The sequence below is a fragment of the Corynebacterium sp. sy017 genome, assembly GCF_017918135.1.
Classification (GTDB): Bacteria; Actinomycetota; Actinomycetes; order Mycobacteriales; family Mycobacteriaceae; genus Corynebacterium.
Map to the genome: position 1 here is coordinate 381,293 of NZ_RZUE01000003.1, position 22,961 is coordinate 404,253.

Consider the following 22,961-nt stretch of genomic DNA (forward strand, 5'->3'; position numbering starts at 1 on the left):
TATAGAAAAAGATCCAGTGACTCTTTACGAACTGGATCTTTTACTTGTCGAAGTTATTTAATCAAGAATCCTCCATCGACTGGTAATGCAACACCAGTGATGAATGCTGAGTCTGAAGATAATAAAAATGCAATCGCAGCTGCGACATCGCTTGGCTTTGTTAAATGTCCCATAGGAATTGGTTTTGCCAATTCTGCTTTTCCTGCGTCCAGCTCTGCTCCTGTTGCGCCCAAAAGACCGTCAATCATAGGGGTATCGGCATCTGCTGGACAGATTGCATTGACACGTATTTTATCGGAAGCATGTTGAAGAGCCATCTGGCGAGTAAGGTTAATGACAGCTCCTTTGGAAGCAGCATATGCACATTCATCATTATTGACCACAAAACCAAAAACGCTAGCGATATTAACGATGGATCCACCACCATTTTTAAGAATATAAGGGATACCATATTTTCCAGTTAGGAAAATACTTTTTACGTTAACTGCCATCATCTTGTCCCACGCACTTTCAGAGCATTCGACGACGCCTCCTTCGCCTAAAGCTATGCCCGCACAGTTGACAATTCCATCAAGTTTTCCAAAGACTTCTACAACGTGTTTAATACTGGCTTGGACTGCTTTTGCATCCGTGACATCAGCTTGGACCGCAAGAGCAGATTCAGATTTGAGTGTGTTTAATTCGGAAACTGTGCGTTCGGCTGAGGCCAATTGCAAGTCAACCACTGCAATTTTTGCTCCCTCAGTAACCAAGCGAATTGCAGTTGCATATCCGAGTCCTGATCCGGCACCAGTGACAATATATACGTTATCTTTAAGACCGTTCATAATTCCTCCATGTGTGTTATGTGACGAGTAGTGTTGCAAGATATGAAAGATTTTTATCAGTTTCAATAGCTCATCATGAACCTCCTTTTGTTTCACTATGAGCGTCAGATCTTTTGTCTTTGCCTACTGTCATGAAGGCGCAGTACAAAAGACCTGGTAGTACAAGTGCGATAATCCATGAATAGTCAGTGTTTCCTATCCGCTCATAGATGAATCCCGTGAAAAAATCTGTTTTTGCAAAGGGAAGTTCCACAAGTAAAGTGAGGATATAGGCAGATATAGCTTTGGTATTGAAAGCTCCATATATACCATGTGGCGTGTATATATCTGGGATAAAATACTTTCCTTTGCGGACGAAAAAGTAGTCAGCTAGGTTTATACTTGTCCAAGGAAACAGTAGATATCCCAGCACGATTAGTAGATTTCCGAAGAAAATCATAAATTCCCCAGATGCCAGAGTTGCTATTCCCATGGAAGAAATAAATACTATAAGGAATAGAAATAAACGCAGAGATAGCGAATTATTGATTTTTATAAAAGTGTCGATAATTGTGGTGAGCGCCATGAACGCCCCATAAAGGTTGAGAACATTTGTTGCAATAACCCCAAGAACTACGAACACATATACTCCAGATGCCCAGGATTCAGGGAACATGCCAGCAATAATTTTGCTTGGAGAACTACTATAGGAACGGAATTCGGTTGCAAGAATTGCTCCTAGGATCATCAACCATGTAGTGCTGACGACGAGTCCACTGTAAGTGTAAAAAGTTAATTTTTTTCCACTGGTGTTTGGCGGTAAATATCTTGTGTAATCAGCAATATAAGGTGCAAATGTTAATTGCCAGGCGGCTGTTGCCGCTATCAATGATAAAAATGCAGATAAATTAAAGTCGGTAATGGATAAAGCGTTTTCTGGAAGCCCTTTCTTCAGCGCCATAATAGTGACACCGACAAACCCGATACCAAGAAGAACTGCTAATATCTTTTCTGTTTTTTGGATGAGATTGAAACCATAAAAAGTGATGATGAGAACAATGATTCCAGAAAATATGATGCCAAAGAAGATATTTATACCACTTGCATCGGCTATGGCTTCACCAGCTATTACTTGGTTACTAGCTACATAACCAATATACATAATGAGGGTCGCAATTAGAGGGAGTACTGCACCATAATAGCCAAATTGTGCTCTACTTTGGATCATTTGTGGAATACCTAAGTGAGGTCCTTGAACTGCATGGCCTGCAACAAAGAGTGCTCCAATAAAATTTCCCAAGATTATTCCGACAGAAGTCCAAAAAACATTGAGCCCAATGGTGATCCCAATGCTTCCAGTTAGTGTGGTAAGAACCATCATATTCACGGAAAACCACAGTGGAAATTGCTCAGCTGGATGACCACGTCGTTCAGATTCGGGAATAAATTCTATGGATCGTGTTTCTAATCCTTTGATATACATTGTTTTCTCCCTTAGCCCCATTGAAACCATGTTGTTTTAAGATCTGTGTAGTTATTAAAAGCATGAACAGACAGATCTCGACCAAAACCGGATTGCTTAAAACCACCAAAAGGAGTAGTAAAACTCAAGGCATCAACCGTATTTACAGAAACTGTCCCAGCGTTAAGTACTGCCGATACTCTATTTGCTTTGGACAAGCTATTTGTCCAAACTGATGCTGCTAATCCGTATTTAGTGGCATTAGCAGCATCTATAGCATCTTGTTCTTCTCTAAACGAAGACACGATAGCTACGGGACCAAAAATCTCCGTTTGGTGTAAGAAGTGATCGCCTGGAAGATTACCGATTATTGTTGGTTCAATATAGCAATCTGATCCATTGATTTGTAGCCGCTTTCCTCCTGCAAGAATTGTGCCATCGCTTTGAGCAGATTTTATTGCTGACCATACCTTTTGAGTATGTGACTGGGATACTAATGATCCTGTTCCACAGGAGGGGTCTAGAGGATCGCCTGGTTTGTATGCTTTACTTTCCTCAATAAATTTTTCCACAAAGTGCTCATATATTGGTTCTTCCACAAAAATACGTGAATTAGCAGAGCACACCTCTCCTTGATTGTAAAAAGCGCCGAATGCAGCTTTTTGCGCAGCAAGTTGTAGATCTTCGCAGTCTGCAAAGATTATGTTTGAGCTTTTGCCACCCGCTTCTAATGCTAAGCGCTTTAGATTCGATTCTCCTGCATAAATTTGGAGCAGCTTAGCAACTTCGGTAGACCCTGTAAAAGCTATCATATCCACGTCATTGTGTCGGGCAAGGGCTTGACCTGCTTCCTCTCCTGTGCCGGGAACTACGTTGATAACACCAGGTGGGAAACCTGCTTCAGTGGCAAGTTCAGCTAAACGCAGAGCTGAATAGGATGCCTCTAACGGCGGCTTTACTACAACAGTATTTCCTACTGCTAATGCTGGGGCAATTTTCCACGTCAGAATTTCAAGTGGATAATTCCATGGAACAATTACTCCTATGACTCCAAGCGCTTCTCTTGTGACTTGAGCTGTTGCTTTAGGCGGTGTAACCGGGATAGAATCTTCCATTTTTTCTATAGCTTCTGCATAGAAACGGAAAAGAGCTGCGGCTCCGGGTATATCTATTGTTACCGCTTCTCGAATGGGCTTTCCCATTTCTAGACTATCGAGCAGTGCGAGTTCTTCAGCATTTTTATCAATTAAGGCTGCAAGTTTAGTTAGTAATTCTTTTCGATAAGTAACTCCATTTGTGTGCCATTGTCCTTGAGAGAAAGCTTGGCGAGCTGCAACCACTGCTGCATTGATATCGCTTGCTTCAGAGAGGCTTAAAGAGCCTATATACTCATTGTTTGCTGGATTTATTTTCTCTGTTGTTCTTTTGGAATCTGTTTCGATCCTTTGTCCGTTGATAAATGGTCTTCCGTCGAAGTGCAAATTGCTTTGTAAATTGACCCAGTAGGCTTTTGTATTCATCTTTGTTTCCTGTTCGCTGAAAAGTATTAGATATCGAATACCTATTGATTAACCATTATTTTGGTTCATTTCAGTTGTGTAAAACAGAAAAATAAGAATTAGGGTATCTCCAAAATAGATTTAGAAGGATAAAATTATCTAGAAAACTATAGGTGATGTGAATTTACCTGCATGAAAACATGATGGAATGAGTCTCTAAAAGCTTTTCCCTTTCGTGAAAGCGGTTCATCGTTCCGGGATATAATGCCAATTTGTAGATCACTGGAGTACCCCTCAATGGGGATCATGTTAAGTGGAAGTCCTTCATTGGTAAGTCCATGTGTTGGACCTTGATTGAGAAGTGCGTATCCATAACCTCTGGCAGCCATGGAGCGTACGGCTTCGAAACTCTCAAATTTGTAGGCGATTTGTGGTATTAAGTTTGCGCGATCAAATACAGACAAGAAATAGTCTGCAGATTTTCCGAGATTGAGGAGTATGAGTGGATCTGAAATCAATTCTTCCAGTTTTATGCTGGTACGTTTTGCCAACGGGTGTTCTTCGGAAAGCCCTGCGAAAAGATCGACTGTGCCAATTTCTTCGAACTTTATATTGGGGCCATAGTCAAAGTTATAAGCGATTGCTGCTTCTATTTCTCGTGTAAGTAATGCAGATTCCAACTGGACAGCATTGTATTGACGCATTTCAACCGTTAGACCTTGATGTGCGGAATTGAGTTGTTCGATGACAGGTGGAATCCAAAATTGTCCGAGTGTTGTAAAGCAGCCTGCTGTCAAAAGGCCAGATAGTTCCTCAGAGGAAATGTTTTCTACGGCTTCATCAATTTGTCGTAGTCCTTGTGTGACCATTTGGTAGAAACGTAATCCCTCGTCGGTGAGAGATACTCCTTTTGATCTTAAACGGTGAAATAATTGCTCTCCAACAGTACTTTCTAATTGGGAAATTGCTGTTGATATAGCGGATTGTGCAATGTACATATCGTCTGCGGCTGCGCTCATTGATCCCAATTCAGCAACTCTTGTGAAATAGCGAAGCTGAGTCATGGTAAGTCGTGTTGTGTTCAATGAAAACCCTCTTATTAATTCGCCTTGTTTTATATCGTGGAGGAGTATTTATCACTTTTTCAGATATAGACTTTCGGAAAATGATAGTTGATATATATCTATTAGACAATCAAAATTGTATTCACAGCACATAAAAAGCGAAACACTATCTTAGTGATTTCATGGAATGGAGCGTGAATGATGAAGAATATCATGACTGAGGTTGTTGTGGTTGGTGCTGGTCAAGCAGGAATAGCGACAAGTGAGCATCTCAAAGAAAAAGGTATTAACCATGTAGTTCTTGAAAGAGATTGTATTGCAGCACGCTGGCGGAAAGAGCGATGGGACTCCTTGGTAGCCAACGGTCCTGTTTGGCATGATCGTTTTCCTAACCTTGCATTTGGAGGCGAACAAGATCGTTTTGCTTCTAAAGAAGAAATTGCGGATTATATGGTTGAGTATGCGGAAAAGTTTGATCTGCCCATTGTCGAAGGAGTGGAAGTACTTCAGGTAACGCGTAAAAATAGACAAAGTGGTTTTGTCGTCAGCACGTCTCATGGAACCTATGAGTGCGGTTATGTAGTTGCTGCGACGGGTGCCTTTCAGATTCCAATAATTCCACCGATAGTTCCTGAAAAGAGCCATATTGCCCAAATCCATTCTTCGGATTATCGCAATCCGAATAGCATCCCTGAAGGTGGAGTTCTTGTTGTTGGTGCTGGGTCTTCAGGCGTACAAATTGCAGAAGAGCTTCGAGCTTCTGGAAGAAAAGTGTATTTATCGGTAGGACCACATGATCGTCCACCACGTAGTTATCGCAATCGTGATTTTGTTTATTGGCTAGGTGTTCTCGGCAAATGGGATATGGTAGCCCCTCAAGAGGAGACACAACACGTAACTATTGCAGTAACAGGAGCAAAAGGGGGGTATACCATTGATTTTCGTGACCTAGCATCTGCGGGAATCACTTTAGTCGGGCGTACTGTTTCTTTCAAGAACGGAATTATATATTTTGCAGGAGATCTTGCGCAAAATATTCGTTCAGGAGATGAAAATTATCTTTCCTTATTGCGAGAAGCAGATGCATATATCGCAGAGCATGGCCTGCAACTTCCAATAGAACCTGAGGCCTATGAACTTGGGGAAGATCCTGATTGCGTCAAAAATCCTGTCCTTGAACTTAATTTGATCGAATCAGGTATCTCTACCATCATTTGGTCGACTGGTTTTGGCAGAGACTATACCTGGTTAGATGTTGATAAAGCGACCGACGAAGAAGGAAAACCTAACCAGACACGAGGAATTTCTGAGGCACATGGTATCTATTTCGTTGGTTTACCATGGCAGTCTCGACGTGGTTCATCATTTATTTGGGGTTCTTGGCATGATGCGAAATTTGTTGTCGATCAAATAGATATTCAACGGAATTATCGTGATTACGCTAATCCAAAAGATTAAAAACATAAGGAGAGAACATGAAATATACCCGTATTCGCCCGTTTAATACTAAAGACACATATCCTGAACAAAATCTTTCTAACGATCTTTGCCAGGCGGTTGTTGCGAATAATCTGGTCTTCTTACGTGGACAAATTGGTCAGGATCTTGATACTCGGGAGTCTGTTGGCATTGGTGATGTTAAAGCACAAGCAGAGAAAGCAATGGCAAATATCAATTTGCTGTTGTCGGAGGCAGGTGGTTGTCTTGAGGATATTGTCAAAATTACTGTTTATTTAACAGATATTCGTTATCGAGAACCTGTTTACAACGTTATAGGTAAATGGCTCAAGGGAGTTTTTCCAGTGTCGACAGGTCTTGTGGTTGATGCACTTGCTCGTCCAGAGTGGCTGGTGGAAATTGATGCCACTGCCGTACTTTCTGACAGTAATTAGTGCCGTATCACATAGTGGTGTGCAAAAACAATAATTGGATTGTTTTTAGAACATGGTCAAATGAAATTTTAGGAGAAATGGGTTGACATTTTCTATTATTGCTAGAGATGAAACTGGTGCACTGGGGCAAGCGGTAGCATCTTCTTCACCTGCTGTTGCTGCTCGATGTATGCACTTACGCGGTAATGTGGGCGCAGTGGCATCACAAAATATTACTGATCCACGTTTTGGTAGTTTTTTATTAGATCGACTTGCCGACGGATTTTCCGCGTCTGATGCGTTTAGACAGCTTGCAGCGCTTGATAATACATTGAGTTATCGGCAAATTACTATCTTGCCATTTTCAGGTTCTGGCTATGCATATTCAGGTAAAAATACTTTAGGTATTCATCATCAAATTATCAGTGATGATTGCGTGGTGGCAGGGAATATGTTGGCTGGTGAGGATGTTATCTTGGCTATGCTAGAAGCCTTTGAGAAAGCCTCTGGTGAATTAGAATACCGATTGCTGAAAGCAATGAAAGCAGGACAATATGCTGGAGGAGAAGCTGGACCAATACATTCGGTTGGTTTGGGTGTTGTACGTAAAGCAGGGTGGGTTGAAACTGATTTACGCGTCGATTGGTCTGAGGTTCCATTAGAAGATCTGGAATCACTCTTGGATGTATGGATGCCTCAGCGTGATGATTACGTTATACGTGGGGTAAAACCACATGTAGCACCTGCTTATGGAGTTCCTGGTGAAAAGTAAATTAAAAAGCATTGCTGCGGAAAAAGTAAAGCAAGAATTGTATTTATTAGTTGAACTGTCCGAGTGGCTTCATGCACATCCTGAAGTAGCATGGCAAGAATATGAGTCGTCAACTCGTTGCACTGAATATCTACGTCAAAAGGGTTTTTCTATAGAAGAAAAATATGTTGGCATCGATACTGCTTTTCGTGCTGTTAAAGGAACTGGTACTCGACGTATTGGGGTCATGGCTGAATACGATGCATTACCTGGAATCGGACATGCGTGTGGCCATAACCTGATCGCTAGTATGTCTCTAGGGGCTGGTCTAGCATTAGCGGAAGTTGCAGATGAACTGGATATTACAGTTGAGGTTTATGGCACACCAGCTGAAGAAGGGGGAGGCGGAAAAATTGAAATGCTTGATCGTGGTGCGTTTGCAGGTCTTGATTTCGCAATGATGGCGCATCCTGCACCAGTTGATGTAAGTAGAGCACAACCCTTTGCAGTGATGCATTGGCAGATAAATTTTATAGGGAAAGCATCTCATGCAGCTGCTTATCCCAGTGAGGGAATAAATGCTTCAGATGCGTTTATTATTTCTGAAGTTGCTCTTGGCCTTTTGCGGCAGCAACTTCCTCCTACAGTACGCGTGCATGGCATCCTTACTAAAGGAGGTGATGCCCCTAACGCAATACCGCATAGAACACAGGGGCGTTGGTATGTGAGAGCTTCTACTATGACTGAGCTCAAAGAAACAGCTGAGAAAGTAAAAAATTGTTTTCAAGCAGGTGCTTTAGCGACTGGTTGTGAGTTATCCATTATCGAAGAGTCAAAACCATACTCAGATTTTCTGATAGATGAGCCAGCACTGGCTTTTTATGAGAGAAATGCGAAGGCACTGGGGCGAAAATTATATAGTGATGGACCAGAGACACATATGTGTCAGGCCTCCACTGATTTTGCAAATGTTTCGCATATAACACGAGCTATTCATCCATACATAGGTGTAAATTCTTTTCCTGTTCTTAACCATCAGGCTGAATTCGCTGATGCATGTATTGGCTCAGTAGCAGAACAAGCACTTTCTGATGGAGCGACAGCGCTTGCTTGGACTGCTATCGACGTGGCTTTGGAATGGAAGAAAGATACTACTGATTAACATCAGTAACACAATGGAAAATTTCATAGTGTTGAGAAGAGATAGCCTTCTGTATAGTGCACATTATTTTGTTCGATACAAAAATATAAAGAAATTTTCTTTCCCCAGCTACTTCCCATAAACACTCCAGTGGATCTTCAGGTATTCTCCACGTTCTTCTCATGTCGCAACAATATGGTGAATTGCGTGCAGATAAAAACTAGAAGCAATAGTGCTTATATTCATGGAAAGAATAGTCATAAATTAGGTAAATACCTGAGGAAGAGCAGTGCTACCGCGCTATTTTCTCAAAATCGCATCATCGGTCTAGACCTAGCCCGCGCTTTAGCGCTAATGGGTATGATCGTTGCTCATCTTTTTTCGGCAGAAGGTTCAGCCAATTTCATTTTTCACGGTTTCCCATCAGCGTTATTTGCCATTTTGGCTGGCGTTTCGCTTGGACTGATGAGTGATAAAGCAGTGAAGGCTGGTGGACAAGAGCTGACGATTATGCGTCATCGTTTAATGGTCAGAGGAGTACTTTTGTTCTTGTTGGGAGTGATATTGGAGCCGTTATCGGGAAGTATTCTGGTGGTTCTGCAAGTTTTTGGATTGTGCTACATTGCTTTGTGTTGTGCCCCACGCTGGCAAACCCGAACTCTTGTTGTTGTCGCTATATGGCTACTTGCTATCACCGTAACAGCGCAGGTAGTTGCTGCAGTTTATACGCAGCCATTTGAGGTTCTTTCTTTCCCTTATCCTGCTGCGGCTTGGGCGTTTTATATGGTTATTGGTATTATCGCTTACCGATTTATGCTTGATAATTCTCGCGTACTCTATTCAATCATTGCTATAGCCATTCCAGTTGTATCTCTGGGTGTGTGGTTGCGCCATGCTTTTGATTGGGAGACATTAGTGAGTTCAAGCGATAAGAATGTTGCTTTTGTTGCAGCGGCATTGAATGCAACATCACACTCGGGGGCATTGATAGATGTGCTTTCTACCACTGTGGGTGCTTTAGCTTTGTTATCTATGTGCTTGTTGCTATGCCAGGTGCCATATGTAGCTAGAGTTGCGTATCCTCTGCAGTGTCTTGGTTCTATGCCGTTGACTTTCTATGTTCTACATCTCCTTAGTGCTGGACTTGCTGAAAAATTATCGCTAAATATGACGACTATTGGGTGGAGTTCTCTTTTGGGATTCCTTATTCTTGCGACGATAATGCGTCGCTTTTGCAGGCAGGGCCTTTTAGAACGAGCAATAAAAGAGGCGATCCTGACAGTAACAAACACCACACTTCCTGCACGATTCTAAAGAAAGGACAGAGTTATGTCTATAACGCTACGTCGATGTGCTGCATATATGACTGTGATGACGATAGGTGCTTTTACCACGTTTTTCCCTAGCGCTCGAGCTATGGAGAGCACAACCTTTGCTCCGGATAATACGGAGAGTAACGCTGTGGTTGCCACGCAGATAAGCGATCGGGGAGACAAAGACGGTGATTGCACTGGTACAGCTATTACACCGCGATGGGTGATTACGGCACGTCATTGTGTTGATGGATATGATGAAGACGGTACTGCGAAACCTTCGGGAAGTATTCGTTTAGGCCAAGGCGATAAACAGTACCGTGTGGGAGTTGATGGGTGGTACCGTGCGCCAGAAGGAGATATAGCACTGCTACACACTACTGAGGATATGAAACTCGGCTCATATCCACAGCTTGCTCAACAGGTGCCGCAACCTGGGTCGGAAACTGTGACTTATGGTTGGTCACCGGATGGTTCAGGAGGAACTACTCGCCTTCCTATGGCTGTGGGACAGCTAGATCGGTATGAAGAATTATCTCTTTATGGTGGTAAAAATGTGGGGGTGGTAAACCTCAAAGGTGGTGCAAAAATTCAGCCAGGGGATTCTGGTAGTCCCACATTTGTTCAAGGTAGACTGATCGGTGTTAGTACAGCATCACCCGGAGATGATGCTGATGGAAAAGCATCCCAGTTATATACCAGCCCTGTAGCGAATGTGTATGGGTGGATTGCCGGTATGATTGCATCCGACGAACTTCCTCAGGATACTAAGCAACAAGGGAGTGGCAAAGAGAAAAATCCTGTAAAGACTCCTATTTTGTTGGGGAGTATTGCAGTATTAGTGTGTGTTTTCATCGGTGGCGTGTATGTGATTCGCAGCGGACGAGAAAACACTTGACCATAATAATTTGGACACATTTTAGTTAATTTCTCCTTAAAAGTCTTGCATTTTTCTCACGGGGGGGGGGCAAGATTTTGTGTTAACTGCAAGGGTTTTAAGGAGGCGTTATGTCGCAAAGCACCACGGGTGAGAAACGGCTGTTTTCTGTGCATAGTAATGCTAGCTCTGGCACGATTCTTATTCGTTGTGCTTTGTTTCTCGCACTGTTGTTAGGTGCAATACTGGGTTACTGGGCGAGTACAACGATGGAGCAAGAGGGGCTTCCAGGTGTCAATGCTGTGGTAAGTGTGAGGAGTCTTGCCAAAACACAAAAGCAACCAGAACAGGTATTAGAAGATTTATCTCAGATCGCTAGACAACATCGAGCGTCGTTAATGGTGCAGTTTCCTGACCCACAAGGGCGTATTGTGTATGGTGCTGGCGGCAAACTTGATGTATGGCACAAAAATGGCTATCGCGGATTACCAGGTACGCCGTCGACGGTTGTTAAAGAATTGACTGATATTCCGCATGAAGAATATCGCCAAATGTTTGAGCTTTCAGGCTCCAAGAAGTTTCACGAGGCTGTGTTTGCGTATCTCGATAACCAGGGAATAAGCCATCAGCAATATCCGTTGACAGAGTGGACTTTTTTACTTACCGGTACTGCACTGGGTGAGCTTACCGCCTTACTTCTTGTTTTCTGCATAGCCTTTTGTCTCATTGGTGTCATTCTCAATGCGCACGCTGATTCTGTACGCGCTTTACATGGTTTTGGTTTATGGCGTAGTGCTCAGTATGAGTTGCATAGGGCATTTTCTAAGAGCGTGTTGATAATTGCAGTGTGTGTTGTAGCTTGTGCTGGGGTTTTTGCTGCGTTGAGTAATTCCCAATCTGCTATACAACTAGCGCATTATCAAGCAATTTTTGTGGGTATTGCTCTTTGTGCTTGTGTGCTTTCTGTTTGGTTAGGGTTGTGTGCATTGCGCTGTGCTTCCATTGTTTCCCTGCTATCAGGAAAGTTGCCAAGCAAGGCAGTATTGGGCAGTGTTTTTCTTATTCGTATTGGTGCTTGTATGTGTGTGGCATCGTTGAGTATAGGAATTTTTAACTACAGCAGTGAATGGTGGAAACAGCATAAGGAAGTACCAGTTTGGGCGTCGGAAAGCACGGTATATAGCGCTAGTGTTACTGGGGCTCGTGAGCTGACAGAGATGCGTGAGGCATGGGAGCTATTATCACGGCAGCTGCGAGAAATGTCTGCGCAAGGAAGTGTCCTCTATGCGAAATATCTTGATCATGCAGTGGTGCCGAACTCGCAACTTAATCGAGATCTGTTGTTTTATAATGAATCGGCTGCACGACGATCAGTGGATGGTGCATTGGAAAAAGCATATCGTAAGTCGCCTTATGATAGTGAAACTAGGGTATTTATTCCTGATTCGATACCACAAAATTTAGATATAACATCAGAGCTAGAACGATATGGTGTCTCTGTATCCCAGGCACGCATTAGCACGTATGCATCGGGTAGCAGTCATGGAAAGTCATGGGAAGTTGGTGATAATGAGTGGATAAACCGTGCATTGATTGCTGATCCAATAGTGGTTGTATATCCAAATAATTTAGAACAGATAGGTGATCGTAATCTTGTTGCAGCTCTTACTCAGAAAGATGTTCTGTTTACGCAGTATTCACATTTTCAAGAGCTGGCTGAGGATCCACTGATAGGTAATTTCATAAGGTCAGCGGAACTTATGAGTCAACAATGGGCACAGCATCATCAAACTTTGGGGAAAGTAGTCTGGATTTATGCTGGTGCATTGATTGCTGCTTTGTTTTTGAGTGTGGTCACAGCTTTAGCTGTATGGTATAGCTGCTTAAAAGTTTTTCATCAACGATTGCGTGCAACCTATATACATGGTGTGATTCCCACGGTTCTTTTTAGCGTCTTATTGGCAATAGAAGCTGGGATAGTTGTTCTGGTAGCGGGATTTTTGTGGAGCCGTGCAGCCCATTTCCGAGCTTGGTCGGAAGGCGGAGCATTAGCAGGTGCTGCAGATCCATCACTTATGGCTGCTTTTCATGTATCAAACTTTTCCTGGTTGTGTTCTCTCATAATCGCTGTGGTAACAGCTTTGCCAATCACAGCTTTATGGTTGCGCCATGTAAGCACAGCTGAATTGATACATACAAGGAGGTAAATAATGCGAATTACAGTAAGAGACGCAAAGAAGACAGTGGGGACTCGTTCTCATAATCGAGTTTTATGGGAAGGTATCAATGTGGATATTGATGCTGGTGAGCGGGTATGTATAACTGGTGAATCTGGTTGTGGTAAAAGCACTTTGCTCAATTGTATTGGGTTATTGGAAAAATTTGATGCAGGTCAGTTATTTCTCAACGGAGTTGACCTGACGCAAGCCTCAACGCGCACTAAAATGCGCTTTCGACGCGAAACCATTGGTTATTTATTCCAAGATTACGCGCTGATTGATAATGAAACGGTTGCGCAAAATGTAACTTTAGCGGCGCGCTCGAATGCTAAGAAATCACCCCAATCTTTGCATACTGCTTTAGAGATTGTCGGTTTGCGGGGGAGAGAACAAGAGAAGGTTTATCAACTCAGTGGAGGCGAGCAGCAACGAGTAGCAATAGCAAGACTTCTCGTACGACAACCTGACATTGTTCTTGCGGATGAACCTACTGCCTCTTTAGACAGGGGAAATGCTACGACGATTCTCGAACAGCTCGATATATTAGCGGCTAAAGGTGCGTCGATAGTGATAGTAAGCCACGATCCGTGGGTTGTAGAGCAATGCGATAGAACAGTGGAGTTGAAGAAAAATGTCTAAAAAATCTTGGATTATCAGCGGTGTCGGAGCAGGAGCGCTTATTATTGCTGGCGCGGGAGCACTAACAATAGGCGGAGAAGTCGCACCTACCACTATCAACCCAGCGGAAGGCGGGGAATGGAGTTATGGCGCTTCTGGCGGGAGAACCTGGTCGTATTTTCAGCACGAGAAATCCCATAGTGCTTCGGTACAAGGACATGATTATGTTGATACAGGTTGTTTAGATGGCGGAACCTGGGCAAGAGCACAAACCCACTCACGCTGGATCAGTATCCTGGGAAATGAACAAGACAAAGAAGTGTGCTCATAACCCAAGATTGCGTGCCATGTCCGCAACCTTTGCATAGTCATGTGCTGTCATATCTTGCAGCGGCAGTGGTAGGCAAGCAGGAGAGACTAGGCCCTTATACTGAGCAATGGCTGTGATTACGCGCAGACTTGAGTGCTCGTCGAAAAGCTCCCAGAGCGGGGTAAGATCGTGTGATTTTTTGATTCTTTCCTCGGAGTGAGCGTAGGCGAGCGCATGGGCGGTGTCGGGAATAGTTCCAGCCATAACTGAGTACCAAATATCACACCCAGCATTGAGTCCGCGTGCTGCGTGGCTATCAGTGGAAATCCCTAAAGTCACCTGTCCGGGAATGAGGGTGCGAATAGTATCAATATGCTGGCGAGCGGCTTGTGAATCCTCTGGCACACCTGGCAATTTAATAGAGGCGATATGCGGTAATTCAGCAATATCCCTATAGAGTTCAGGAGTGAATTGGAAATGCGTGGTGCCTGGATTGTCATAAAGAATGATGGGTAGGTGGGTATGCTCACTAGCACTTCGATACAGCTCGAATACTTCCGTATCTTTTAGCGGTTGATAACACATCGGAGCTAGAAGTAACCCTGCAGCACCAGCTTCTTGTGCCCAATCGATATTGCGCAATACGTCGTAAGCGTTCAGTGCTCCGACCCCAACAAAAACTGGTTTATCCCCGCAATGTTCTAAGGCAAGCTGTGCGACGTGAGCGCGTTGTGCCACAGATAAATAAGCATAAGAGCCAGTAGACCCTAAAACGGTAATAGAATCTACCTGTGATTGCGCCAGCATGCTAATAATCCTGATAAACGCACTGCTATCAAGCTCGTTATTGCGTAGTGGGGTAAGCGGGAAGGCACTGAGTCCGGTGAAAATACTCATGGTTATACTTTCAGGCAAAAGAAGGACAGAAAATTATCATATGGATTCAAGATACTCCACCATATAAGGCAGACAGAACTCTAAATAGCCACGAGAATGCGCAGATATTATTTCTCGGTGAATAAGTGCTTGTCGTGGTCGTGAAAGAGCAGTAGTATCGGTTCCTAATTTTTCCGCAATATCTCTTAACGCAATAGGCGCATCAGTGGTTTTACACAGTTCTGCCATGGCGTACAAGAAGTCCCATTGTCTCTGACTAATACCGTGCAAAGAGGGTTCATGGACTTGCCTTCCTAAACGGTTTATTGCTTCTGGCAAGGCAGAGCGTACATGGTCTTCATTAATAACATCAGAGTTATCTATTTTTGCATAAGCCCAAGAAATGGAACCTATCACTTGTATCAAATACGGGTACCCGTAGCTGTTTTGAGCTGCTAGTTTTAGGGCACTATCCTCAAATGTCTTTTCACCTTGATTAGCTGTATCTCTAAATAATTCTTGAGCGACTTCTTCTTGTAAAGTGCTCAAATGGATTTTTTCTGCTCTACGTAGAAAAGTAGTTCCGTCCATTTGGAGCAAGTCGTCAATGCCACTGGGTAAACCTGCTGCGAGGAATGCAATTTCTGCATCATCCCGGTTGAGGTCTTGAATAGCAACAGCTAATTCTTGTAAATGCTCAGTATGTGCGCTTTGTATTTCATCAACAGTGATCAAGATTCCTACCGCATATTTATGCGTCATTGCAGCAAGATCATGTAGTTGACTTAGCAAATTAGGTTTTGGTTCTACGCTGGTATTTTCTACTTGAGTTGTTATACTCAGTGGGCTAAAACCAATGCCAGTGACATGGCGTTTGCGGGTTGGTGGATGAGTATCTAAAGTTCTCATTACTCGAGGGATAGTCGTTTCGCTGAGGTCGGAAATCATGTTTTTTCCAACATGAGCGCGCACAGTTACCCATCCTTGAGCTGCTGCAGCATTTTCTAATTGGTTGAGTAGAACTGTTTTTCCAATGCCTCTTGTCCCTGAGATAAGGGCAGTTCGCCAAGGGTTACTGGGACCTTCAGCTAGAGCTAAGGAAAAGGAATTAATTTCTGCTTTTCTGCCAGCGACGACGGTAGGGGAACGCCCAAAAGTTGGGTGAAAAGGGTTCGGATTCATGTTTCAAGGATAAGTATGCATAAAAGTAAAATCAATACATAAAGCGCATAAAACGTAGGTAAAATGCATAAAACTTTTAATTGGTCTCGAATCACGCTATGGGTATGTTTTATGAGTGAGTACGCCTATCACGGGAAATGGAACGGATAACCATGATTGTGCTGTAGATGCCAACTACAAAAAGCAGAGCACTAACAATGCAAATAGATATATGATCTGGATCAAGGCAGCTCATAGTGCAGGGTAGCTCAAGATATATTTTATACATTGATTCGACTAGGGCAATGAGTGGAAGTGTAAACCGTGCACTATAGCCGAAGAAATCATGTCGCGAGGCGATAGCACCCAACCAGCCAATAGGGCCGCATAACACAACAGCTGCGATGAACCACTGTTCATTGCCTGACCATATCGTGTTGTCCATAAAACCAATAAGTACCCCTAAACCATAGTGCACAATAAGAGTGCACTCCATTGCTAGTATCGCAATAACCGGTGCATACCAATTAGTCAGGCGCCCATTCTTGAAAAGCCAGCCCACATAGAAAGAAAGTGCTGCCCATAACACGCCAGCATTGAATATTCTGCTGAAAAAGAAATGCCAAAAATTGAGTATTTGGTGCCTACCATCGTTCAGATACATACCGATAGCGTCGCTCAGCAGAGAAACAACTGCTAGTACGACGACTCCAACAGCTGTATAGAGGTAACGTCGAGGAGTAGCGTGTTGTTGGCTATTAAACATGGTTTCTCTTTCAGTAATGTAGGTACACCTTTTCACTGCAATACAGTGGGACTGCTACACTTAGTGAAAAATAAGAATAACTTATTGCAGAGTATATATTAGACGGAGATACACTCAATGAATGCTATGAAAAAGCGTGCCATAGTGGTTGCGGTAGCTACTTCTTTAGGGCTTGGCATGGGCTTTTCCCCTGCACATGCTCAACCAAAAGAACCACCGCTACCCCAACCAGATCCTGCCGGTTCTGTGCTTGATGGACGACTGTCAGAGATGAATGAAAATGGTGCGTATTTTGCACAGAAACCATACTCTGAGCACCCTGTTTCCCGCGCAGTGGCACGCTTTATCAATGGCGGTTCCATGTGTACCGCATCTGTGATTGATAGCGAGTCTGGCCTGCTAGCCATTACCGCAGCACACTGCATTGCGAAAGCTAACGGCCCTGTGTGGAAAATTACCGACGCAACACGCAACAACATAGCAGCTGGTAAATCCATGATTACCCCCGCATTCGATGGCACTTCCAATGACCCTGCGGTGCGTAACCCTTATAAAAGCTGGAAGGTAGCGGACGCTTTTGTGCCAGAGAATTCCTCTGCCGATGTTGCGATTCTGAAATTAGCACCTAATGCAGAGGGCAAAACTATCCAGGAAGTGACTGGTGCTTTTGGTATTCACCCTGAGCTAGCTGAGGGTGAGCAGGTACAGGCTTCTCTTATTGGTTACCCAGGACCTGCTCCTTTTAACGGTCAATCCCAGTCTGTGTGCGTGGGTAATTACACCCGTTATCCGGGGCAGAATAACCGAGAAATCCACAGAGTCCCTGATGAAAAGGAATGTTGGGTTGGTGGCGGTGCCAGTGGTGGACCGTATGTTACTGCCAGTTCTGACCCCAATTTAGCTGGTGAAATCATCACGGTATTGAACTCTAATGGTGGTGCGAATATCGCCGCCGTGATTGATGAACTTGTTACTAAGGCTGAAGGTGGTGCGGAGAACACACCTGAGCAAACAGTCCCTACTTCAGCGGAGTCTACGACAACTGAGGCAACCTCAACCACAGAGGCAACAACTTCGGAAGAACCATCCCCAGAAGCAACGACCACGCCTGCAACAACAGAAGCAACCACTGAGCCAACCACAACGGAGGAAGAGGCTTCTGCTGAAACTACTCCAATGCCGGAACCAGCACCTGAATCTACAGAACCTGTTGTCCCTATAGAAACTACTTTCCCTGCAGATGATCCAGTATCACCATCACCATCGACGTCAACGGTACTGAGCCCATCAACTTCAGAGCCGGTAGCCATCACCTCTGCATCGCAATCACAGAGCACTGCGATGACAACTCCTGCGATGGTGAGCACTGAAACTCATACAGTTGTTGTGAAGAAGAAAGATGAGGCTACGAACCGCTCGATGAAAATCGTCGATAGTGTCAAGAAAAATGCGCATAAAACTGCTAAGAAAAACCGACCCAAAATTACTACAGGTGGGGTTTTGCTTGCTAAATAGCTAGTGGAGAATGCAATTCCAAGTTAAAGCTCCTGAGCGATAGTGCTCAGGAGCTTTAACCTTTGGGTCTTTGACTGCTTTTAGCGGAGATTATTGTGGCTGATTGATAGTAGCAGTGATGATTAAGTTTTCTGCAGCATTAGGAACGCAAGTAACAAAGAAAAGAGTTCCTGGAGTTTGTGACCAAAGTTCTTCTTTATCCGTTATTTCAGTTTTTGGAATTTGCTCCACCGCAGTAATGGTAAAAGCATCACCACCAACATTGATCTCACTGCCAGCGTGTACTTTTGCTTGACGTGTAGCAGAGTCCCATACAAAATTGCCAGGTGCCATTCCCGCACCGTCGAGAGCATGAGCAACGATCATGACAGACCCGTTATCGGGATCATGGTAGCCAGGTGAAAAATCGCCAACAACATAAGCATGGGTAAAACCAACTGGCTCGATTACACCGTTGTATGAGTTCATCGTTCCTAGGGGCACATTCATACCAACCTCAGGAATTTCAAGATATTCGGTATTCTCACCATAATCAGTTATTTGCTGAATATCCTCTGGACTATGACCAGCGTAGTCTGCATTTTCCATGTCAACCGCTTGACCGTTGAGATCTACACCAAGTACATTTGCATCCCAGGTGTCATAGCCGGTAGCTTGTTGCACAGAAGTGGAAGCATCTGGGGTGTTGGATACATTATGGGAGCTACAAGAAGATAAAGAAAGTGCACAGATTACACCAAGCGCTGCAGCAGTTACTTTAGCTTTGTGACTCTGAGATTTAGCCACCATAAGGAGATATCCTTTCACACAAAAGTAGTAATTCTCTCCTCTTCTATTTCATAGGAGAAAACACAGTTATGAGAAACATCATACATCTAGAAAGAAGAAGTTTCTTATTTACGAAATAAGGCCTAGATTGGTTGGGCAAGATATTCGAGAATTGCTTTGACTCGACGATTTTCTTCTGTCGCTGGCAATTGTAGTTTCATAAAAATACTTGATACATGTTTGGCAACAGCGGCTTGAGAAAGAACAAGTTCTTTGCTGATTTCTCTATTTGATTGTCCACGAGCCATTAAACCAAGGACTTCTTTCTCTCTAGGCGAAAGACTACCAAGACCAGTACGCTGTGCGGATATCAATGCACCAGCAACAGTCGGATCAATGACTGTTCCTCCCGAAACTACCATATAAAGTGTGTCGAGAAAGTTCTTTACTTCAGATACTCTATCTTTGAGCAAATAACCTGTACCACTTGTAGCTTTATCAAAAAGTTCAACAGCATATGTGTGCGCGACATACTGACTCAGTACGATTATTCCTAGTTGAGGTCTAATTTTTCTAATTTCTAGTGCAGCGCGTAGTCCGTCGTCGGTCATATTCGGTGGCATGCGCACATCAGTAATCAATAGATCTGGTTCGCATTCATGGGATTGATCCTGAGTAAAAAACTCAAGCAATTCAGTAGCTGTACCTAGTTGCGCGATTACATGATGCCCACGACGCTCTAATAGTCCAGCTAATCCTTCTCTTAACAAGACGGAATCATCAGCAATAACAATTGATAGCGGTTCAGTATGTATCTGTGCAGTATTCATGATTAGTGATGTCCTTATGTGTCCATATGTGGCGTGAAAGAAGAAATAGCGCTTTGTCCACGTTCGAGCAAGAGGGGAATAGTGCCGATTATTTGGGTGGGACCACCTGATGGTGAGTTTAAGGTGAGCGTACCACCAAAAGAATCAAGTCGTTCTGCTAAACCATGAATTCCACGACCAGGAATAATGCGTGCGCCACCTGATCCTTCGTCGACAACAGAAATTTTTAGATCTTGGTCTGTTGTAATAAGCACAGAAACACGTTTATTTGGTGCATATTTGGCAGCATTAGTGAGCGCTTCAGTGGCAAAGAAATAGCCAGCAGCTAGAACACTAGGCGATAAAACTGGAAGAGGATGAGGGGCATAAACATGAATATGATTGCCATATTTACTCGCGGCTTCACTAATTGCTGCTACTAAACCACGATCGCGCAAAATGTGCGGTGGAATACCACGAACAGTTTCACGCAATGCGGCAAGACCATGATGAATATCATTTTTGGCCGCTTCAATTAATTGAGCACTTTCTCCCTGAGCGTCTAAGGAGGCTTCTCCTAGTTTTATAGCTGCTGCAACGAGATACTGCTGTGCGCCATCATGGAGATCACGTTCGATGCGCTGGCGCTCGCGTTCATAGGCATCGGCAATTTTACGGCGCGAGGCAGTTAGCTCCGCTATTCTTTCTGCTTGAGTCTTTTCTGCAGAGTATGTGCCTCGACCATCGACATTGCTTAATCGACGATCTAACAAGCGATTGAATAGTCGCAGCATATTCCTCCTGCCTATGTGCCCTTATGCCGTTGATAGTTGCGAGTTATTCTCGTTACTTTTCTTAGAATCTAAGGATAATGCTATTGCGCATTTAGATTTATTACACCACACAGCATCATAGTCATGAACATGGGGGTAGTGCTGGCACTACCTAAAAAATAATTGTGAGCAGTATGGCGCAAGGAAGGTTTTTCAACTGAAATAGGGGTCATGAGTCAAACACTTCAACTACATGAACTCACCAAGGAATTTGGTGGTGGTCCGGTACTATCCGGTATTTCTTTAACGATTAACGCTGGAGAAAGCGTAGCGATCATGGGTCCTTCTGGTTCGGGCAAATCAACCCTGTTGCATTGTATGTCAGGTATCTTGGTTCCTAGCAGTGGTTCTATTACTTTTGGTGATACTCAGATCGGCACGATGACTGATAAACAACGCAGCAAAATCCGATTGCATAACTTTGGTTTCGTATTCCAGGATGGGCAGTTACTCCCTGAGCTATCTAATATGGAAAATGTTGCATTACCAGCAATGTTGGCAGGAGTAAGTAGAAACAAAGCAAAACAACATGCCCAACATCTACTTGACCAACTGGGCATCGGAAACTTGGCACAGCGTCGTCCTGGACAGATCTCCGGCGGACAAGCACAACGCGTAGCCATTGCGCGTGCGCTAGTAACACAACCTGCAATCATCTTTGCTGATGAACCGACCGGTGCATTAGATCAAAGTACCGGTCATGAAGTAATGCAGCTATTGACCACCATGACTAAGACAACTGGGTCAACATTAATCATGGTGACCCATGATGCAAACGTTGCGCAATGGTTAGATCGGCTTGTCGAAATTCGAGACGGCATTATTCACTCTGATCGTCGATTAACTCAGCGTACTGTGCGACAGGAGAACTGAGATGAAAACTGCGCAATTAGTTTGGGATCTCCAAAAAGCTAGTATCCGTAATCGTGAAGGCACAGGGCTGATTAATATATTCGCCATTGTGTCAATGATTGTTAGTGCTTTTTTCTCGTTTATCGTTGTTGGCGGCACCTGGATGTTTTACCAGAGAATGAATCATCCAGAAGCAGCAAGTGCAGCAATGAAACAAATGTGGGCAGAGGATCCTAAAGACGCACGTATATTTCTGGCTATATTCTTATGGTTAGCTGTCATAGCGTGTAGTTTTCTCTTTCCAGCTATTTTCAGTCTTACGGCGCAATCTGCAGTATTGGGGGCTTCGGCACGTGAACGTCGCTTAGCTGTGTTAAGGCTCGTCGGTCTATCCGCAACTGATATTACGGCTATGGCACTGATAGAAGCAGCCATCCAGTCTTTCATTGGTATTTTTCTTGGCTTTTTACTGAGCGTGGTGTCGCTACCGCTGTTTACGAAACTGTCTTTCCAAGGCAAAAATATCAGTGTTTCTGAGATGCTTCTCCCTTGGTGGGGTGATGTTTCAGTGGCGGTTATTTTAATGCTGCTCAGCGTCGTTGCTTCTTTTATCGGCATACAACGAGTGCGAGTAACTCCTTTGGGCGTTGCAAAGCGAGAGATACCTGCAGCAATGAAAGCATGGCGGTTGTTTGTTTTTATTGCACTTATTGTGATTGTGTTCGTCGTCTTAAACAGCATAAGTATTGGAAGGCCATCAGCATGGGCGATGATGATCTTTTTCTTGATGCTGCTGATCAACGCGCTAGGCATAAATCTTGTTGTGCCATTCATTTTGCAGTTCCTTGCTTATCTTGCTTCCTTCTTACCAGGAACTGCGCATTTTATTGCTTGTCGACGTATCAGCGCTAATGCTCGGTTGGTGTGGCGTCGTAGCAGTGCTCTTGCATTCTTTGGCGTGCTATCTGGCTATATGGTGGGTTCGCCACTGGGAGATGGAAACATTTCTGATTTGCTAGGCGAAGACAATACCAGTGGCAGAATCATGTTTGGTGATATTAACACTGGTATCCTGCTCACACTTGCTTTTGGTTTTACCATCAGTGCAGTATCCATTTTTCTTGGACAAGCCAATGACATCTTTGAGCAAGCAGAATTATCGCGTTCTTTGCAACTAATCGGAATGAGAAAATCCCTGCAATCTGCAATTGCCTATGCAAATATCATGGGGCCAATTATCGTAGTGAGTCTTTTTGGTTTTTGCATTGGAGCGCTGTTGAGTGTCGCCATTTTTTCCAATAGTATGGGCACCGATGATTTCCATCTACAGTTAATCAACGCTGGGGTATTACTCGGGCTTGGTTGGCTCACCACATTTTGTGCGGTATTAGCCACCCAACCCTTGCGTAATAGAGTGCTGCGAAAAATGGACAGAAAAGAATAAGAATAA

Annotated in this window: 22 protein-coding genes; 12 read left to right on the forward strand and 10 right to left on the reverse strand. The window is 43.8% G+C overall.

Going from position 1 to position 22,961, the window contains the following annotated elements; translation table 11 throughout:
- Positions 1 to 53 precede the first annotated feature (53 nt).
- From EML15_RS08260 to EML15_RS08275, 4 genes are all read right to left on the reverse strand, one after another.
- On the reverse strand, positions 54 to 827 hold the full coding sequence (locus EML15_RS08260) for an SDR family oxidoreductase (RefSeq protein WP_144274809.1): 774 nt from the start codon (positions 825 to 827) through the stop codon (positions 54 to 56).
- Positions 828 to 900: 73 nt separating this feature from the next.
- Positions 901 to 2,289, reverse strand: a complete 1,389-nt coding sequence (locus tag EML15_RS08265) for a cytosine permease (protein WP_185967224.1) — start codon at positions 2,287 to 2,289, stop codon at positions 901 to 903.
- A gap of 11 nt (positions 2,290 to 2,300) precedes the next feature.
- Positions 2,301 to 3,788 (reverse strand): aldehyde dehydrogenase family protein, encoded by a 1,488-nt coding sequence (locus EML15_RS08270; protein ID WP_144274813.1) that lies wholly within the window; start codon positions 3,786 to 3,788, stop codon positions 2,301 to 2,303.
- A 146-nt stretch (positions 3,789 to 3,934) separates the two neighbouring features.
- Positions 3,935 to 4,831 carry a LysR family transcriptional regulator gene (locus EML15_RS08275; RefSeq protein ID WP_144274815.1) on the reverse strand — a complete coding sequence of 299 codons (897 nt, stop codon included), beginning with the start codon at positions 4,829 to 4,831 and terminating at the stop codon, positions 3,935 to 3,937.
- A 201-nt stretch (positions 4,832 to 5,032) separates the two neighbouring features.
- Here EML15_RS08275 and EML15_RS08280 point away from each other — a divergent pair, with 201 nt between their 5' ends.
- The 9 genes from EML15_RS08280 (at position 5,033) to EML15_RS08320 (ending at position 13,952) form a co-directional block, all read left to right on the forward strand.
- The gene (locus tag EML15_RS08280) at positions 5,033 to 6,289 is read left to right on the forward strand and encodes an NAD(P)/FAD-dependent oxidoreductase (RefSeq protein ID WP_144274991.1); all 1,257 of its coding nucleotides are present in this window, start codon (positions 5,033 to 5,035) and stop codon (positions 6,287 to 6,289) included.
- A 17-nt stretch (positions 6,290 to 6,306) separates the two neighbouring features.
- A complete protein-coding gene (locus EML15_RS08285; protein ID WP_144274817.1) occupies positions 6,307 to 6,723 on the forward strand; it encodes a RidA family protein in 417 nt (138 codons plus the stop codon).
- 82 nt (positions 6,724 to 6,805) lie between these two features.
- A complete protein-coding gene (locus EML15_RS08290; protein WP_144274819.1) occupies positions 6,806 to 7,474 on the forward strand; it encodes a DUF1028 domain-containing protein in 669 nt (222 codons plus the stop codon).
- Positions 7,464 to 8,615 carry a M20 family metallopeptidase gene (locus tag EML15_RS08295; RefSeq protein ID WP_255456000.1) on the forward strand — a complete coding sequence of 384 codons (1,152 nt, stop codon included), beginning with the start codon at positions 7,464 to 7,466 and terminating at the stop codon, positions 8,613 to 8,615. The genes EML15_RS08290 and EML15_RS08295 overlap by 11 nt, the downstream gene beginning before the upstream one ends.
- A 186-nt stretch (positions 8,616 to 8,801) precedes the next feature.
- The gene (locus EML15_RS08300) at positions 8,802 to 9,908 is read left to right on the forward strand and encodes a hypothetical protein (protein ID WP_144274823.1); all 1,107 of its coding nucleotides are present in this window, start codon (positions 8,802 to 8,804) and stop codon (positions 9,906 to 9,908) included.
- Positions 9,909 to 9,923: 15 nt separating this feature from the next.
- Entirely contained in the window at positions 9,924 to 10,805 is an 882-nt protein-coding gene (locus tag EML15_RS08305; RefSeq protein WP_144274825.1) for a S1 family peptidase, read from the forward strand.
- Between the two features lie 110 nt (positions 10,806 to 10,915).
- A complete protein-coding gene (locus EML15_RS08310; RefSeq protein ID WP_144274827.1) occupies positions 10,916 to 12,991 on the forward strand; it encodes a hypothetical protein in 2,076 nt (691 codons plus the stop codon).
- Positions 12,992 to 12,994: 3 nt separating this feature from the next.
- A complete protein-coding gene (locus tag EML15_RS08315) occupies positions 12,995 to 13,642 on the forward strand; it encodes an ABC transporter ATP-binding protein (protein WP_144274830.1) in 648 nt (215 codons plus the stop codon).
- Positions 13,635 to 13,952, forward strand: coding sequence for a lactococcin 972 family bacteriocin (locus EML15_RS08320; RefSeq protein WP_144274832.1), 318 nt, complete (start codon positions 13,635 to 13,637; stop codon positions 13,950 to 13,952). Before EML15_RS08315 ends, EML15_RS08320 begins: the two co-directional genes overlap by 8 nt.
- Here EML15_RS08320 and EML15_RS08325 read toward each other — a convergent pair.
- The 3 genes from EML15_RS08325 to EML15_RS08335 form a co-directional block, all read right to left on the reverse strand.
- Positions 13,947 to 14,828, reverse strand: coding sequence for a dihydrodipicolinate synthase family protein (locus tag EML15_RS08325; protein WP_185967225.1), 882 nt, complete (start codon positions 14,826 to 14,828; stop codon positions 13,947 to 13,949). The two genes, EML15_RS08320 and EML15_RS08325, sit on opposite strands and share 6 nt — an antisense overlap.
- A gap of 36 nt (positions 14,829 to 14,864) precedes the next feature.
- Positions 14,865 to 15,989, reverse strand: a complete 1,125-nt coding sequence (locus EML15_RS08330; RefSeq protein WP_144274834.1) for an ATP-binding protein — start codon at positions 15,987 to 15,989, stop codon at positions 14,865 to 14,867.
- 109 nt (positions 15,990 to 16,098) lie between these two features.
- Positions 16,099 to 16,734, reverse strand: a complete 636-nt coding sequence (locus EML15_RS08335; RefSeq protein ID WP_144274836.1) for a hypothetical protein — start codon at positions 16,732 to 16,734, stop codon at positions 16,099 to 16,101.
- A 117-nt stretch (positions 16,735 to 16,851) separates the two neighbouring features.
- Between EML15_RS08335 and EML15_RS08340 the strand changes: the two genes are divergently transcribed.
- Positions 16,852 to 18,249, forward strand: a complete 1,398-nt coding sequence (locus EML15_RS08340; RefSeq protein ID WP_144274838.1) for a trypsin-like peptidase domain-containing protein — start codon at positions 16,852 to 16,854, stop codon at positions 18,247 to 18,249.
- A 90-nt stretch (positions 18,250 to 18,339) separates the two neighbouring features.
- Here the strand turns inward: EML15_RS08340 and EML15_RS08345 are convergent, their stop codons facing one another.
- From EML15_RS08345 to EML15_RS08355, 3 genes are all read right to left on the reverse strand, one after another.
- Positions 18,340 to 19,038, reverse strand: a complete 699-nt coding sequence (locus EML15_RS08345; protein ID WP_144274840.1) for a hypothetical protein — start codon at positions 19,036 to 19,038, stop codon at positions 18,340 to 18,342.
- 122 nt (positions 19,039 to 19,160) lie between these two features.
- Positions 19,161 to 19,847, reverse strand: a complete 687-nt coding sequence (locus EML15_RS08350; protein WP_144274842.1) for a response regulator transcription factor — start codon at positions 19,845 to 19,847, stop codon at positions 19,161 to 19,163.
- 14 nt (positions 19,848 to 19,861) lie between these two features.
- On the reverse strand, positions 19,862 to 20,620 hold the full coding sequence (locus tag EML15_RS08355) for a histidine kinase (RefSeq protein WP_144274844.1): 759 nt from the start codon (positions 20,618 to 20,620) through the stop codon (positions 19,862 to 19,864).
- A gap of 210 nt (positions 20,621 to 20,830) precedes the next feature.
- On the opposite strand from EML15_RS08355, the gene EML15_RS08360 reads away from it, so the two are divergent.
- Entirely contained in the window at positions 20,831 to 21,532 is a 702-nt protein-coding gene (locus tag EML15_RS08360; protein ID WP_144274846.1) for an ABC transporter ATP-binding protein, read from the forward strand.
- Between the two features lies 1 nt (position 21,533).
- A complete protein-coding gene (locus tag EML15_RS08365) occupies positions 21,534 to 22,955 on the forward strand; it encodes an FtsX-like permease family protein (RefSeq protein WP_144274848.1) in 1,422 nt (473 codons plus the stop codon).
- Positions 22,956 to 22,961: the final 6 nt, after the last annotated feature.